This is a genomic window from Paraburkholderia sp. GAS38 (genome assembly GCF_050434965.1).
Taxonomy (GTDB): domain Bacteria; phylum Pseudomonadota; class Gammaproteobacteria; order Burkholderiales; family Burkholderiaceae; genus Paraburkholderia; species Paraburkholderia phenazinium_A.
This window is the reverse complement of the sequence record NZ_JBNDJO010000004.1, coordinates 293,430-308,346: the sequence shown is the minus strand read 5'-3', so window position 1 is coordinate 308,346 and position 14,917 is coordinate 293,430. Positions and strand designations below refer to the sequence as shown.

Below are 14,917 nucleotides of genomic sequence, written 5' to 3'. Positions count from 1 at the left end.
CTAGTACGAGTAACCTTGAGCGTTGCCGTAGTTCGTGTCGGGTCGTTTGCCCCACCACGGGAGATAGGCCAAACCTTCGCCACGTGCTCGCCACCAGTCGCGGTTTGGATCGATCGGGTTCAGTTTCGAGGGCGGCACGATCACGACTGCCATCGGGTGTTCTGGATCGGTTGTACCGGCCACGAGTGTGTTGCCACCCAGGTGGTTCGCCCGGCCGATTGCCAGGGCAACGTCGGTCAGTGCCGTGCCGGCGCCCATGTCGCCGAGCAGGGCGGACGTGTTAAAGGTCTGTTTCTGGTAGTCGTATTCGGGGAGTATTTCGGTGAGAGTTTGCGATAGGCTCGCCAGTCTGGCCGACGCCGCATCATCACCTTTGCCGGCATCATGGACGACATAGTGAATGTCGTGAGCAGCGACACCTGCGTTTTGCGCGGCCTGATCGATGGTCGCTTTCCACGCCTGTACGGCGCGCGTCGTGCCGGCCTTTGCTTCGAAGTCCTGCGTGTTGCCTGTCGCTGCGCGGCCAATCCATGCGAGCGGTTCCCGCTCGGTCTTGAAATCCGGCCCGGTCAGGATGAGCAGCGCCATGTTTTCGTTCATTAACCCATCTGTGGGGGGAAAGCTGGGGGCGTCCCAGTTCATCACCCACACGCTTTTGTCAGGGTGGACTTGCAGGTAGTCGAGTGCTTTGTTTAGGGAGGTGAATCCAGCATTCGGGCCACCGGGGGTAACGTGCACGTCCGGTGGTATGTTTTTGCTCCAAAGATCGGTGGCGTCTTCATTGCCGATCTCAAAGATGTTGACGATCTGGTCACTGAGGTATTTTCGTGCTCCTTCAGGGTCGAGTCGCCCAGCGGGGATTGCAAATTCGATGTGAATACCGGCAAGCTCTCGCCATTCGGCAGTATTCTTCGAATGCACCGTGTAAAAGTACTTCGGATTTATGACGTACACGTCGCCGAACAGGAGGAGAAGGTGATCGATGTACTTTTCATAAAAACCCTCGAAAGATTCGCGACCCTGATTGCCGTCCGCGACGATTCCGACAGGTTGCAATGTGGTAAAGCTCTTGGGGTCGCTTTCCACCATGTCATCGTGCTTGTTGGGTTTCGATAGTCCCATGGTCCACAGTAGTTCCCACTCGGTCGGATAGTCACGTCGCTGAAGCGGGTTGAGCCATTCGAGGCCTACCACCTGTGCCATAAATGGTTTCGAGCGATCTTGCGGAACGGCCGTCGCCACAACGGGAGACGTTGATAGGGCAGACGTCGACAACTGCGTTCGATGCTTCCATACCGCTGTCGCCAACGCCAATAAGGCGACGGTCAGTAAAATCGGCAGCACAATCAATCGCTTCATCAATTCCTCGAGAGACAAGAGCTGCGGCGCAGCGCGATACGAATAATACGTCCATAACGCTAACGGGACGAACGTCAGCAGCAATATCCCCAGTGCTAATCCCAAACGACGCGGCCATGTGACGAGGAGTGCATTCACAGGAACCTCGCCGCGTCAAGAAGGAGCCAGCCGTCTCGCTCATCGACGATTTTCTTAGGCATTTGAGCATCGGGATCGTTTTTGATCCACTTCGAGAGAAAGCTTCCCCCCATTTTTCCTGTTGCAAAGTAATCCGAATATTTTTTATTCGGATTACTTTTGTCGACCGCACCACTGAACCGCCAGTCAGCCTCAACACGGAGGTCATACAGATCCTGATCGGACAGATGGCACACGCCGATCGCCACGTCGTAGGCGAGCGCCTTCTCCGCGTGCTCGGGGTTCGTCATGATCGTCGAGTGATTGGTCGGATTGTTCGTCTCGGTCTTCTTCAGATAGTTCTGCACGACGTTATGTGAAAACGCAGCGGGAGAGCTGGTCGCCTGATAGCCCGGCTGCTCCGATACCACCTGTCCCTGATCGTCAAGGAGCGAACCATTTGAAGACGACGTCCTACGAGCTTCCTCACGGACGAGCGCATGGTCTTCATATCGCTGTGCAGCTTCGCTGTCGGCGTCCCCCAATGCAGGTGCGCTACCCTGATATTCGTCGAGGGCGTCACCTTTCTGCTTCGCCGCAGCGGCCTTATGCTTGTCCCGGGCCGAAGCCGGCGGGTCGTTGCCTTCGTTGAAATCACTGACGGCATTGGGCCCGTCGCTGGTCTTGACCACTTGCCCGTACTGGATCGCCTTGGGTGTGAAAGGCTGATCGAGCTTCGGCGCGGTCACGGCCACCGCCCATCCTTGCGGTGGATTGGCGTTCACCGGCAGTTTGACCACGTTGACGATGCTGAGGAGATGCCTGGACATAAAAGTGGCGACCTTTCCCGCCACTGTCTGATGGTTGTGCAGCGAGCGTGTGAGCGAAAAATTTGCCTTCGGAGACGATGGGAACCAGAAGCCAGGCGTTTCGCCCTTGCCGTAGCGCCAGTCGTTCTTCCAATAATCGTAGAGGGGAAAATTCGTGGGGTCTTGCCCGACAGTGAAACCGGATGCGAAGACCCGTTGGGTGAAGACGTCGTTACTGCGGGCTGCGGCCATCTCGTACATACTCATGCCGCGCCAGCCGATGCCCTGAACCGTCGATGCGGAAATGACCTGATCGTGCGGACAACAGTACAGTGTGACGCGTCCATAGGTTTTGTTTTTGAGTCCGTGAGCGGCTCTGTCGGCCGCAGCCGAATAGGGTTTGCCTCCATTCGCGGAAGGGCGCGAATTTGCCATTTCCTTATCGACCTTGGCCGGGTCCATTTCAAGGTTGGCCCGTTCGCGCAAGATCTGGAAATAGTTTGCGAGCGTCTCGGCGCGCGCTTCGAACGTTTCGCGGCCGCGTTCGCCCTGCGAGTCCTTTATGCTACGTTGCGCGTAGGAGTCCGGCGTAAGGTCGGTGACCAGGCTGTAGGGAGGATTGGTCAGCACATACGAATCGGCCACACATCGTCCGGACTTGCCCTGTTGATCTGTCACCGGCGGTAAGCGGTCGCCAAGGAATGCCGCAGCAATGCCGACCATGTTACCCTGGCTATGGCAAACGACAGTAATCGGTGCATCCGCCTGTTTTTTACGGATCGACTCGATCAGCTTTGCAAGCCTCAGGGCGCCCATCACGCCGTAGTTCCGGGCCGGCGTCGAATAGACCTGGCGGGCATCGACGGGGTTGATGTCCTGCACGGTGATCCAGAGGAAAAGCCGGTCGTTCACGCCTTCGTTCCAGAGATCCGGCAGACTTGAGCAGCCGTTTGCAAACGGACCGCCGCCCCAATAGTTTTGCTCGTTGAGGAACACGTTCCCGCCGTATTCCCTCATCTCTTCCTTGTTCGCCCTGTAACCCCACCGGAAGTGAATCACGGGTGAAAACGACGGCGTATCCTGGATGTACGTTTTCGAGCTCATCTTGGGATTAATGAACCCGTCACTAGTCAGGCTATTGATATAACTCGCGGGCGCAAGTTGCCCAGCCGCAGGGCCCTTGTGCGCCATCTGATCATCCAGGCGCCCCAGCCGGCGATTCAAACCCGCGCAGAGTCCCTTCTCAGCCGCGACGAACCACTCGCCCTCGGAGTTCACGCCGTGCACAAAAATGACCACGCCGGGTAACGGCATCGGCTTGACTGCAATCACTTTCTGGTTCTTGTCGAGTAGCGCCACGCCCTGTGTACGGGCAACTTCTGGAGGATTCGCAGTAGCCATATTTGATGTTCCGTCGATCGATCACACGTCGGTCTTGAAGAATTTGACAACCAGTTGCTCGAACTGGTCGCTGCTGACTGGGCTGAGCTGTCCGCTGGCATCCGTCTGCCCCTTGATGATCTCGCCCGTCGCCTTGTGAACTTCGGCCTGATAGCCTTCTATAGGCTGACCGTCGGACGCCCGCACGAGTTGCGGCACCCGCCCCAACGTCCCACTATCGAACTTCGGCATATCCGTACTCATGCTTGCCGGTCCCGCCCACGTATGTCCCGCCGCCTTGACAGTAAAACTGCCCGGACACCCCAGTTCGATATTGGCGCCCTGCAATTTCAGGTAAGCGCCACCCGACGTCACCAACACCACCTGTTCGCTCGCCATCCCCGATAGCTTTCCGCCCGCGGCCGTGAGCAGGATGTTCTTCGCCGAGTCGACCTGCGTGTCGTCCGCCTGGCTCTGCAGCCGCACCTTGCCCTGGTTCGCGATCGCCGAGATGCCGTCCTGCTGGGCAAACATCGCCACGCCGTGTCCTGCCTGCAGATTGATCCTCTGGCCGCTGGTGTACTGAAGATGGTTTTGCGCCACCGTATCGACGTTGCCGCCGGCATAGGTCGCGACAGTCTTGGGCGTCGCCATGCTGATGCCGGCGGGCGCGGTCACGCCCACCACCGCCTGCGACGACGATGCTCCGCCGCTTGCATCGCCGTCACCGGATGCCGCCGCACCGTCATTCCACGACTTGACCGACGCCGCGAGGTCGCTCTGCGGCTGCGTATCCATCGCGAGGCCCTGATGCTGGGCAGCGTAATCGCCGAGGCTCTTGAACAACTCGACGCACTCCTGCATCAACTGCAGATACTCGTCGCGCGCAAGCTGTCCATTGCTCGCCTTGACTTGTTGCCATGCGGAGATGAGCATCGCCTTGCCGCTACGGATCGCCACGTTCGCGTCGCTGCGCAGTTCCGCGCCTTCGCCGCGAGCCGTGCCCTGCCCGTTGTCGCGCGGTTGGGTCAGGTAGCCGAGGTTGAGCTGGCTATAGGTGTGCTCGCTAGCCAGTTGACTGCTGATCTGTCCTGCGGTGTCGTCGAACCGTAACTGGTTATAGCGGCTGCCCTTGATCTCTTTCGTCTTGCGGCCCGACACATAGCGGTTGCCGGGCAGCGAGCCGGTGTGGCTAAAAGTGGCGGGACTGTTCGGTCCGTTCGACAGCACGCCGATGACCACGAGCCGGTCCGGGTCGCCGTCGATATGGTCCAGCAGCACCTCCATGCCAATGCGCGGCATGGTGTTCTCGCCAAAGCTCGGACCCGCCAGGGTGCTGACGACGCGCACCGGCGCGCTATCTGTTTCGTTGCCGTTGGTACCCGCGCCTTGGGCATGGGTGTGGTCGTCGGCATTGAGCCCTTGGATCTGTACGCGGATACGACCCGATTCGTCGCAATACACTTCTTCGTCCTTCGGACCGACGACAGTCGCGGTGATCGGATGCACGACCGGCAGGTCGATGCGTGGGTCATAGGCGGGTGTCAGGGCGACACCGCGGCGCACGCACGTAAAGGTGTTTTGGTAGCGCGTGTCGCCAGCCCCGGTTCCTGCCGGACCGGCCAGCGCGGAGGGTGCTCCGGGCATGCGGCTGCTGGAATCGAGGAGCCTCTGGGCCCGCTCGTTCAACTCCTTAGGCAGGTTGTTGTCCGCCCGATGGCGCAAGGAGGTCACGATGAACTGGCGCTGCTCCGCAGGCCGCGGGTCGACGGCCGGGTGACCGGTGAGCGAGAACCAGTGTCCCACCGCCAGATCGCGCACGGTACCCGCGGCGTGCACACACTGCGCGCGTAACTCGTGGGCCAGCATTCGGTCCTTGGCGATCCGGTCGTAGTCGGACCACGAATCGCCGGCGTGTGGCGTATCGATTGCCGAGTCGGCCAGCAGGTGCGCGAGGTCGTTGCCGGCATTGCCCTGATCGACGATAGTCACCTGATCGGTCTGCGACATCGTCGCTACCTTGTAGTCCCAGGACGCGCGTCTCACGGCGCCGGCAATCAGCGTCTGCGATTCGGCCCACTGCTGCACCGTGTCGCGTTCTTCGGTCGCGGCGTCCCGGTGATAACGGACCGTCCCGGCAGTGCTCTGCGGCAGCTTCATCGGGTCGTCGAAAAACACCAGCGTATGGACCGGGCTCTCGCTGCCGTTGTTGTCGCCTTCGGATGCCCGGCCCGCCTTGACGAAGACGGTCGCGCCCTCGCGGCGCAACAGGCGCCGGATGAACGCGGCATCCGACTCGTTCACCTGGCGGGTCAGTTCCCGCGCGGGATACCGTGAACGCGTCAACCCTGACAGGTCGAACTCGAAGGCGCTCGCGAGGGCAGGGCTACGTTGCGTCCATTCGCGCAGCATCACGTCGAGAATGTCGGGCAGGCTCTTGCTGCGGAACATCCGCGAATTGACGCGACGCTCCATGACCGACAGTGCGTCGCTAAGCGTCAACTGATAGCAGGCCAGCGAGCCGTCGGACTGGCCGGCCGAGCAGGCCGTCACGATCGCGCTGATGTTGTGCAGCTTGCCGACGTCCGTGACCAACTGGACCGTAACCGGCAGACCCAGAAACGCCTTGCTGGGGAGATCGGCGCGCGAGGACAGGCAGGTCAGTTGCCCGCGGACACCCGTCATCAGGCCTTCGTCGATCTCGAGACGGTGCACCAGCAATACCTGCTCGAGCGAGCGCTGGGCGTTTCCCCAATGCAGCCGGACCGGACGCCGCTCCTGGTCGAGCATTCCTGCCACGGCTTGTTTGAATACCTGAACGTCACTCACGGAAACGGCCCCCAACGATTTAGGTTCTCTCGTAAAGGGCGGATTATTTGTTAATTTTCTTCAAGGCGAAATGAATTGTCTTAACGACCACCCGAAACAGGCTGAGACGCTAGCAGTTAGAACGTTAGACTGTCAATGAGAGAGGGTGGTATAGGGCCAAAAATAGGCTGCGCAATCCAGTTTGTCCTAAAGACTAATCTGTTGAGCATAGCCATTTGAGAATGAAATGCCGTCATCGCGGTTTGGCAGCGATGCCGTCTAACGGTAGGAAAAATCTACGTGCGTGCTAATGCGGCCGAAGAGGGCAGAGTAATAGTTGCCGGTTCGCCGACAGTGCGCACTTTCAGGAAAACCGGAATCTATGCTGGCTGGATTAATCCCGCAGCTTCTTGCCCCAACTCCTTGACCTTCGTGCAGAATACCGTCCCAGCCCATCAGTGTTCGCCAGCAATATCGATCGCGGCGGCTAGATGTGCAAAGCAACACTCGGGGCCGTGCGAACCACCCATTAAAACTTTTACTCCAAATATGAGCAGCCTACCTCAGACTATTCAGCCAGAACTCATCGTGCGTGGCAGTCGCTTTGCAATGCCGCTTCTGGTCGTCGTTATGCTAATAATTGCAGTGTGCTATTTCGTTTTCGCGCAATCGGACCCGTTTTTAAGCTTCGGCGATATTTTTATGCTTTTTGTAGCCCCTTTTGGCGCGCTAATAAGCATGAATTTCATGACGCGTGCGATATTTTTTGACGATCGTTGTCAGGTGAGTCGCACGGTGATTCTTTATCAGAACATTGTTAGCGTAGAGCGAGGGCGGTTTCTCTTGACTATCCGCTACTACCGTCCGAATGACTCGCGCGCCAAACCGCGAAGCGCCAAACTGTCCTTCTATGAAATGCGGCGAGCCGAACAGGAAAAGTGTCTGGATATCTTGCGAACACGTCTACCAGCAAAGGCTGTGTCAAGTCTTTAAATGCCGAAGCGTACAGCGACTCCGCATCGATTCGCGAGAGTCGCGACATCTTCTTCGCGCGCGCTGTCGCTACCCTTTGAAAGGTAGCGTGCTGGCCTGGCCTGGCCTGGCCGGTCTCGGCGTCGTCCATGCGTTGACGTTTTCCGCCGCAACGCACGTTCAAGGCGGCGCACTCGAAACCGTCCTGAGCGACTGGGTATCGGATCCGGTTCCCGTTTTTGTTGCCTATCAGCCAAATCGACACCTGAGTGCGAAAACCCGCGTCTTCATCGACTGGCTCGCCGAACTGTTCGCGAGCAACGAGTCGACTGCGAAGCGTTAGTGCTAGCGCGACGCGATGGCCCATTAATGACCAACTGTCATTTTACAATTGCCATTCGTGTCATTCAGTTTCTCCTCGCGTTTCCCCACAATGCATCCCAACGGTACGTTTCGATGGACTTTTTCCGCCCATCGTTCATCAAGGGATTCATATCAAAGGGTTCGCTATGGAATACAGCACACTCGGCAGGTCAGGCCTGCGCATTTCCCGCCTTTCTCTGGGTGCCATGACCTTTGGTTCCGGTACCGGCATCTGGGGCGAAATTGCCGGCCTCGACCGTGCCCAGGCCACGCGGCTTGTCGCGATAGCCGTCGAGCGCGGTATCAACCTGATCGATACGGCTGACGCCTATTCGCAAGGGCAGTCGGAAGCGGTGGTCGGTCAGGCGTTGGCCGACCTTGGACTCGACGAGTCGCGCATGCTGGTCGCGACCAAGGTTCGACTGCGCACAGGAGCCGGCCCGAACGACGTGGGGCTCGGCCGCTCGCACATCATGCGGTCGGTGGAGACGAGTCTTCGGCGTATCGGCCGCGATCATATCGACCTGTTCCAGTTGCACGACCGCGATGAACTCGTTCCGCTGGAAGAAACGCTGCGTGCTCTCGACGACCTCGTGAGGCAGGGCAAGGTGCGGCACGTCGGGGTCTGCAATTTCAGCGCGGGCGATCTGGAGCGTGCGCAAGGGATTACCGCCCGCACGGATTGGACCCGCGTCGTCAGCAATCAGGTTCACTATGCGCTGACGAGCCGCGACGTCGAGCATGAGATCGCGCCGGTGGCAAAAGCGAATGAGGTTGCGCTACTGGTGTGGAGTCCGCTCGCGGGCGGGTACCTGAGCGGCAAGTACACGCAGGGAAGCAGCGGTGAAACCGGGCGTCGAACGAGGCTGAATTTTCCACCGATCGATCCGGCAAAGGCGGATCCCGTCGTGCGCGTAGTGTGCGACATCGCCGCGGAACTGGACGCCTCGCCGGCTCAGGTGGCATTGGCCTGGATTCTGGCACGCCGCGAAGTCTGTTCGGTCATTGTCGGCGCGCGCACGCCCGACCAACTGGCTGCGAACCTCGACGCCCAGAAAATCGCGTTGAGCGCGACGCAGACCGAACGTTTGAATCAGGTTTCGCAGCCGCAGCTACCTTATCCGTACTGGATGCAGCAGTTCCACGACAAGGATCGAGTCGTGGTCTGATTTCGGGGTGTCTGCGCGAGGGCGATCAAAAAATCGATCGCCCGGTCTGCGTCGTCAGCCACTCCAGCGCCATGACGCCCGCCAGCGAATTGCCATTGCTGTCCAGCCCCGGCGACCACACGCAGACCGCCATTTCACCCGGCAATACCGCGACGATGCCGCCGCCCACGCCGCTCTTGGCGGGCAATCCCACGCGGTACACAAAATCCCCGGCCGCATCATAGGTGCCGCACGTTAGCATGAGAGCCGACAGCCGCTTGGCCGAACTGCTATCCAGAATGCGCTCGCCGGTGGACGGCACGACACCGCCATTGCTGAGAAACAGCGCCGCCTTCGCCAGCTCGACGCAGCTCATCGAGATCGCGCATTGCCGGCAATACGCCTCGACCACTGCGTGGACGGGCATCTCCATGTTGCCGAAGCTCGCAATGAAATGCGCCATGGCCTGGTTGCGGTCCGCATGTTGCAGCTCCGACTGCGCGACGCGCGAATCGTAGTCGATCGTCACGTCGCCGGTTAGCCGACGCATAAACTCGACCAGCGCGGTCTCGGCCCGCACGAAACGGCGGCACAGCACATCCGTGACGACCAGCGCCCCGGCGTTGATGAACGGATTGCGCGGCTTGCCTTGCTCCGCTTCGAGCTGCACCAGCGAATTGAACGGCGTGCCCGACGGCTCGCGGCCGACGCGTTGCCACAGTTCATCGCCGAGCAGCCGGAAAGCCATGGTGCAGGCGAATAGCTTGGAGATACTCTGGATCGAGAAGCGGGTATCCGCCTGACCGGTGCGGAAGACCTTGCCGGCCGGCGTGACGATGGCCATGCCGAAGCTCCTGGCCGGGACGTTCGCCAGCTCGGGAATGTAGTCGGCAACGCGGCCGGTTCCCAGGTAGGGCTGCAGATCCTGGTGAATCTGTTCGAGGATGCCTTGGTAGTTCATGAGCAGGGATGAGCGTGGATGCGCCGCGATTTTACTGGCTAGCCACGACACATGGCCAGCCGGGCGGGGCGCGCTTGCACCGCGCGCCCCCACCGTTCACACGCTCAATGCGCCCCGGCCGCATCCGCTCCGCCGCCACCCTTGGAGGGCCGCGTGATCCAGATCAGCGGAATGATCAGGATAAAGATGATCGCCGAGATGAAGAAGATGTCGTTCAGCCCCATCATCGCGGCCTGCGTGTTGACCGTGAAGTCGAACAGCGCATTGGCGGACTGGTTGTTCATATGCAGCAACGACTGGGTCGAATCGATCTGCTGGTTAAACAGCGGATTGTCGATCGAGGCGCGTTCGGTCAGCCGTGCGTGGTGCAGCACGGTGCGGTTATTCCACTCGTTACCGGCAATCGAGGTGCCCACCGCGCCGCAAAACACCCGCGCGAAATTCGACAGACCCGCGGCCGCCGGGATTTTATTCGGCGGCTGCCCGGACAGGATGATCGCCGTCAGCGGCACGAAGAACAGCGCCATCGGAATGCCCTGCAGCAGCGTGGGCAGCACCAGATGCCACGTGTCGATTTCAATCACGTATTTGGAGCGCATGTAAAACACGATCGCAAAGCCGACAAAGGCCAGCGTGGCGATGACGCGCGCATCGGAGCGCGGCAGCACGCGGCCCATCACCGGCGCGAGCAGCACCGCGAAGATGCCGAGCGGCGCGGTCACGAGGCCGGCGTCGACGGAGCGGTAATTGAGGTATTCCTGCATCCATTGCGGTAGCAGCACAAGATTGCCGAAGAACACGCCGTAGGCCACCGAAATGGCAATCGTGCCGCCCAGGAAATTACGCTGCGTGAACAGCCGCAGATCGACGATCGGGTTGTCCTCGGTCAGCTCCCAGACGAGGAAGAACGCGAAGCTGATGATCGCCGTGATACCGAGGATGACGATCACCGGCGACGAGAACCAGTCGAGGTCCTTGCCCTTGTCGAGCATCACCTGCAGCGAGGCAACCCAGGTGATCAGCAGACCGAGCCCCACTACATCGATAGGCGGCTTGCGGGTGGCCGTTTCGCGGGTACGGTAGATCATCCACGTGACCCCGGCCGCGAAAATACCCACCGGGATATTGATGTAGAAGATCCACGACCAGCTATAGCTATCGGTGATCCAGCCGCCCAGCGCCGGTCCGGCAATCGGGCCGACGGTGGCGGTCATGGCCCATAGCGCGAGCGCCGTCGAGGACTTCTCCTTCGGATACGAGCCGAGCAGAATGGCTTGCGAGAGCGGGATCAGCGGGCCGGCCACCGCGCCTTGCAGCACCCGTGCAACCAGCAGGATGGGCAGCGTCGGCGCGATGCCGCACAGCCATGACGACAGCACGAACATCAGGATGGCGCCGACGAACAGCTTGACCTGGCCGATGCGCTGCGTGAGCCAGCCGGTCAGCGGAATCGAGACGGCGTTGGCGGCGGCGAACACGGTGATCACCCAGGTGCCTTCGTCCACCGATACGCCGAGATTGCCCGAGATGGTCGGAATCGCGACGTTCGCGATCGACGTGTCCAGCACGTTCATGAAGGTGGCGAGCGCAACGGCGATCGTCGCGAGGACGAGTTGCCCGCCCTTGAGCGGCGGCGGTGGCGGCGGGGGCGATGCGGGCGCAGGGGTGGGCTGGCTCAATCGTTTCTCCGGAGCAAAAAATAATCGGGGATGATGCCGCGCCGGGGCGAATGCCCTGCGGCGTGTCTGGGCGTGCAAGTTGCAAGCGGCCCACAGGCCGTGCGCGCAAGGCAGCGGGAGCGAAGGCGCAAGACGGCGGTGGAACGGCTGCTAAAAGCATACCTGCATTCCCGCAGAAGGGTCATTGGCGCGGGCAGGCGCTAGCTGGGCAAAGGCGGCAAAAAGATAAGTGAAAGCGTATGCTCGCGGCTGTGAGCTGCGCGTCGAAGCATCGCGGTGCCTTCGCTGCGCGGGCAAAAAGCGAAACAGAAGCGGATACAGATCCGGAATCGGAAGGGAGAGGAATCGCAATGGCCTGGGAACAATTCGAACATGGCTGGCGCCGCGCGCCGCTTGGTGCGCCGCACGATGCGCCGGCTCGCGCGCTGGTGATCCTGCTGCATGGCGTCGGTAGCAATGCGCAAGACCTGCTGCCGCTCGCCGATGCCTGGAGCAACACGCTGCCCGAGGTCGCCTTTGCGTCGCTCGACGGCAGCGAGCGTTTCGACGGTGGCTTCGGCGGCCGGCAATGGTTCAGCCTGCGCGACGTGAACGAGGCTAATCGCATCGGCCGCGTCGCCGACGCCTATCCCGCGCTGCGCCGCATGCTGGACGCCGAGCTGGCGCATTGGCAGCTTCCTTTCGGTAAGCTTGCGCTGGTGGGCTTTTCGCAAGGCTCGATGATGGCGCTCCATCACGCCGCCACGAGCGACGACGCGCCGGCGGCGGTCGTGGCGTATTCGGGCCGGCTCGCGTCGCCCATCACCACCCGGGCCCGCACGCCCTTGACGCTGGTGCATGGCGTCGAAGACCCGGTGATTCCGGTGCTCGAACTCGAGCGCGCGGCCAATGCGTTTAGCGACGCGGGCTTCGCAGTGGGTGCGTTTGCATTGCCTGGTATTGGTCATACGATTTCAGGCGACGGCGTCGTGCTGGGACGCGATGCGCTGGTGCGCGCACTGGGCACGCCGCGCGCCTGAAAAATGCGGAAATAAATCAAGTCGGCCTAAAGAATTTGATCTGCTTGCCGTTAATGGTTCATTAGCGTGAAAATCACGCGCGCCGCAATGATGTCTTGCCATGCCCCCAGGGGAGGCGGGATGTCAGCGGTACGGGGAATCACCGCAACGCCCCAAAAGGGCGATAACGACATACGCAGAGCCTATCTATGGCCAGACCGAAGCCGCACCATCCGTTGTTCAGGGGTCTGTTCCGTCACACGGTGGCGGTCGACCTTGGCACGGCCAATACGCTGATCTACACCGACGACGGCGGCATCGTGCTGAATCAGCCGTCCGTGGTGTGTTTTCAGAAGCATCAGCAGGCGGGGCAGAAGCGAGTGGCGGCGGTCGGCAGCGAGGCCAAGCAACTGCTCGGCCGGGCGCCCAACAATCTTGAGACGGTACGACCCATGCGGCATGGCGTGATCGCCAATTTTTCCGCCGCGGAACACATGATCCGGCAGTTCGTCGATATGGCGCGGCCGCGGCCGTTTTTCGGGCGCCGGGCGGCGTTCACGATCTGCGTGCCGGCCGGGGCGACCCAGGTCGAACGCCGCGCCATCAAGGAAGCCGCAGTGGCCGCGGGCGCATGGAAGGTGAGCCTGATCGGCGAGTCGCTGGCATCGGCGGTGGGTGCGGGTTTGCCGGTTTCGTCGGCCACCGGCTCGATGGTGGTCGATATTGGCGGCGGCACGACGGAAGTCGGCGTGATCGCCTTGGGCGGCATGGCCTATAACGGCTCGATTCGGGTCGGCGGCGACCAGTTCGACTCGGCCATCGTCAACTATGTCCGTAATGTGTACGGCGTGCTGCTCGGCGAGCAAACCGCCGAACACGTCAAAAAGACCATCGGTTCGGCGATGCGCGACGTGCCGCTGGAGCGCATGAATGCGACTGGCCGCAGCGTCGACGACGGGCTGCCGCGCACGGTCGAGATCAACAATCACGATATCGCCGATGCGATCGACGGGCCGCTGCGGCACGTGATCGGCGCGGTGAAGACGGCGCTCGAAAGCGCGCCGGCCGAACTGGTGACGGATATCGCCAACACAGGGATCGTGCTGACCGGCGGCGGCGCGCTGCTCGCCAACCTCGGCCGGCGTCTGACCGCCGAACTCGGCCTCGCGGTGCGCATCGCGGACGAGCCGCTCACCTGCGCGGTGCGCGGTGCGGGCGCGGCAGCGGAAGCCGGCTTGCTGGACGATCTCGTGTACGAATAACCCGCACGGCGCCGGCGGTATTTGCACGTCAGGCGTGCGGGCGTCATGACTGTGTGACAATACTGCCTTGTTTCGCCGATCCTGCGGCCTGAACGGTCCCGCAGGCGCAATCCGTTCCACTCCACTTTTGAAAAACCAGCACGCCCGACGGGCGCTCGCTGCGTTGTCCCCGAATCGACCCGTGACTCATCCTGATCCCGTTTCATCCCCATCGTTTATCGAATTATCGAGCGGCTTGCGCATGCCTTATGTTGTCGAAGGCGAGGGCGAACTGCTGCTGTTCGTGCACGGTTCGTTGTGCGATTACCGCTACTGGCAACCGCAACTCGCGGGGATGGCGAAGCATTACCGCTGCGTCGCCGTGAGCCTTACGCATTACTGGCCGGTGACCGATACGCCGCCCGACATGCCGTTTAGCTGGAGCGACCACGCCGACGAAGTGGCCGAATTCATCGAGCGCCTGGGCGAAGGGCCGGCCCACGTCGTGGGTCATTCGCGCGGTGGCTGCGTGGCGTATTACTTTGCGCAGCGCCATCCGCAGCACGTGCGTACCTTGACGCTCGCCGACCCGGGCGGGCCTTTGCAGATCGCCGGCAGGCCGGCTGCCCGCTTGCCGGAAACGGTCAACACGCTGCGTGCACGCGCCGCGCAACTGATCGAAGAGGGGCAGGTGGATGCGGGCTTGCAACTGTTCGTGGATTCGGTGAGCCGTCCGGGGTTCTGGGCCAGAAGCACCGAGTCGTTCCGCACGATGGCGACCGACAACGCCCACACGCTGGCGCGTCAATTCCGCGATCCGCTGCCGGCCTATGCGCCGGAAGAGGCCGCGCAAGTGCGCTGCCCGGTCTTGCTGATCGACGGCGAAAAGAGTCCCGACATGTTCCGGCGCACCGCGACGGCGCTCGCCTCGTGGCTGCCGGATGCGCGGCGCGAGACGGTGCGCGGCGCATCGCATGGGATGAATCTGGCGCACCCCGCGGCGTTCAATCGCTATATCGACGAATTTATTCGCGGCGTGGGCGCGGCCGATCAGGGCTGATTCGGAGGGCTGATTCGGAGGG

10 protein-coding genes are annotated in these 14,917 nt (G+C 61.4%); 5 read left to right on the top strand and 5 right to left on the bottom strand.

Annotation, left to right across the window (positions count from 1 at the left end):
- From P3T42_RS11745 to P3T42_RS11735, 3 genes are read right to left on the bottom strand one after another with little or no spacing between them, the layout of a single operon-like run.
- Window positions 1-1,497 carry a virulence factor gene (locus P3T42_RS11745; protein WP_429306129.1) on the bottom strand — a complete coding sequence of 499 codons (1,497 nt, stop codon included), beginning with the start codon at window positions 1,495-1,497 and terminating at the stop codon, window positions 1-3.
- The gene (locus tag P3T42_RS11740) at window positions 1,494-3,686 is read right to left on the bottom strand and encodes a T6SS effector phospholipase Tle3 domain-containing protein (RefSeq protein ID WP_429306128.1); all 2,193 of its coding nucleotides are present in this window, start codon (window positions 3,684-3,686) and stop codon (window positions 1,494-1,496) included. Before P3T42_RS11740 ends, P3T42_RS11745 begins: the two co-directional genes overlap by 4 nt.
- A 21-nt stretch (window positions 3,687-3,707) precedes the next feature.
- Window positions 3,708-6,494 carry a type VI secretion system Vgr family protein gene (locus tag P3T42_RS11735; protein WP_429306127.1) on the bottom strand — a complete coding sequence of 929 codons (2,787 nt, stop codon included), beginning with the start codon at window positions 6,492-6,494 and terminating at the stop codon, window positions 3,708-3,710.
- Window positions 6,495-7,554: 1,060 nt separating this feature from the next.
- Here P3T42_RS11735 and P3T42_RS11730 point away from each other — a divergent pair.
- Both P3T42_RS11730 and P3T42_RS11725 read left to right on the top strand, forming a co-directional pair.
- Window positions 7,555-7,788 carry a LysR substrate-binding domain-containing protein gene (locus P3T42_RS11730; protein ID WP_429306126.1) on the top strand — a complete coding sequence of 78 codons (234 nt, stop codon included), beginning with the start codon at window positions 7,555-7,557 and terminating at the stop codon, window positions 7,786-7,788.
- A 166-nt stretch (window positions 7,789-7,954) separates the two neighbouring features.
- Window positions 7,955-8,977, top strand: a complete 1,023-nt coding sequence (locus P3T42_RS11725; RefSeq protein ID WP_429306125.1) for an aldo/keto reductase — start codon at window positions 7,955-7,957, stop codon at window positions 8,975-8,977.
- 25 nt (window positions 8,978-9,002) lie between these two features.
- On the opposite strand, the gene P3T42_RS11720 is transcribed toward P3T42_RS11725, so the two are convergent.
- Both P3T42_RS11720 and P3T42_RS11715 read right to left on the bottom strand, forming a co-directional pair.
- A complete protein-coding gene (locus tag P3T42_RS11720) occupies window positions 9,003-9,917 on the bottom strand; it encodes a glutaminase (RefSeq protein WP_074295180.1) in 915 nt (304 codons plus the stop codon).
- A gap of 104 nt (window positions 9,918-10,021) precedes the next feature.
- Window positions 10,022-11,596: a DHA2 family efflux MFS transporter permease subunit gene (locus P3T42_RS11715; protein ID WP_074295181.1), complete on the bottom strand. Its 1,575-nt coding sequence runs from the start codon at window positions 11,594-11,596 to the stop codon at window positions 10,022-10,024.
- A gap of 350 nt (window positions 11,597-11,946) precedes the next feature.
- Between P3T42_RS11715 and P3T42_RS11710 the strand changes: the two genes are divergently transcribed.
- The 3 genes from P3T42_RS11710 (at window position 11,947) to P3T42_RS11700 (ending at window position 14,895) form a co-directional block, all read left to right on the top strand.
- Window positions 11,947-12,615, top strand: a complete 669-nt coding sequence (locus tag P3T42_RS11710) for an alpha/beta hydrolase (RefSeq protein WP_074297247.1) — start codon at window positions 11,947-11,949, stop codon at window positions 12,613-12,615.
- A gap of 188 nt (window positions 12,616-12,803) precedes the next feature.
- Window positions 12,804-13,856 carry a rod shape-determining protein gene (locus P3T42_RS11705; RefSeq protein ID WP_074295182.1) on the top strand — a complete coding sequence of 351 codons (1,053 nt, stop codon included), beginning with the start codon at window positions 12,804-12,806 and terminating at the stop codon, window positions 13,854-13,856.
- Window positions 13,857-14,097: 241 nt separating this feature from the next.
- Window positions 14,098-14,895 carry an alpha/beta fold hydrolase gene (locus P3T42_RS11700; protein WP_074295183.1) on the top strand — a complete coding sequence of 266 codons (798 nt, stop codon included), beginning with the start codon at window positions 14,098-14,100 and terminating at the stop codon, window positions 14,893-14,895.
- Window positions 14,896-14,917: the final 22 nt, after the last annotated feature.

What these genes read in the sequence shown, in the direction of transcription:
- P3T42_RS11740 (WP_429306128.1), bottom strand. Translation starts at nt 3,686, where the DNA reads ATGGCTACTGCGAATCCTCCAGAAGTTGCCCGTACACAGGGCGTGGCG.
- P3T42_RS11725 (WP_429306125.1), top strand. Translation starts at nt 7,955, where the DNA reads ATGGAATACAGCACACTCGGCAGGTCAGGCCTGCGCATTTCCCGCCTT.
- P3T42_RS11720 (WP_074295180.1), bottom strand. Translation starts at nt 9,917, where the DNA reads ATGAACTACCAAGGCATCCTCGAACAGATTCACCAGGATCTGCAGCCC.
- P3T42_RS11710 (WP_074297247.1), top strand. Translation starts at nt 11,947, where the DNA reads ATGGCCTGGGAACAATTCGAACATGGCTGGCGCCGCGCGCCGCTTGGT.
- P3T42_RS11705 (WP_074295182.1), top strand. Translation starts at nt 12,804, where the DNA reads ATGGCCAGACCGAAGCCGCACCATCCGTTGTTCAGGGGTCTGTTCCGT.
- P3T42_RS11700 (WP_074295183.1), top strand. Translation starts at nt 14,098, where the DNA reads ATGCCTTATGTTGTCGAAGGCGAGGGCGAACTGCTGCTGTTCGTGCAC.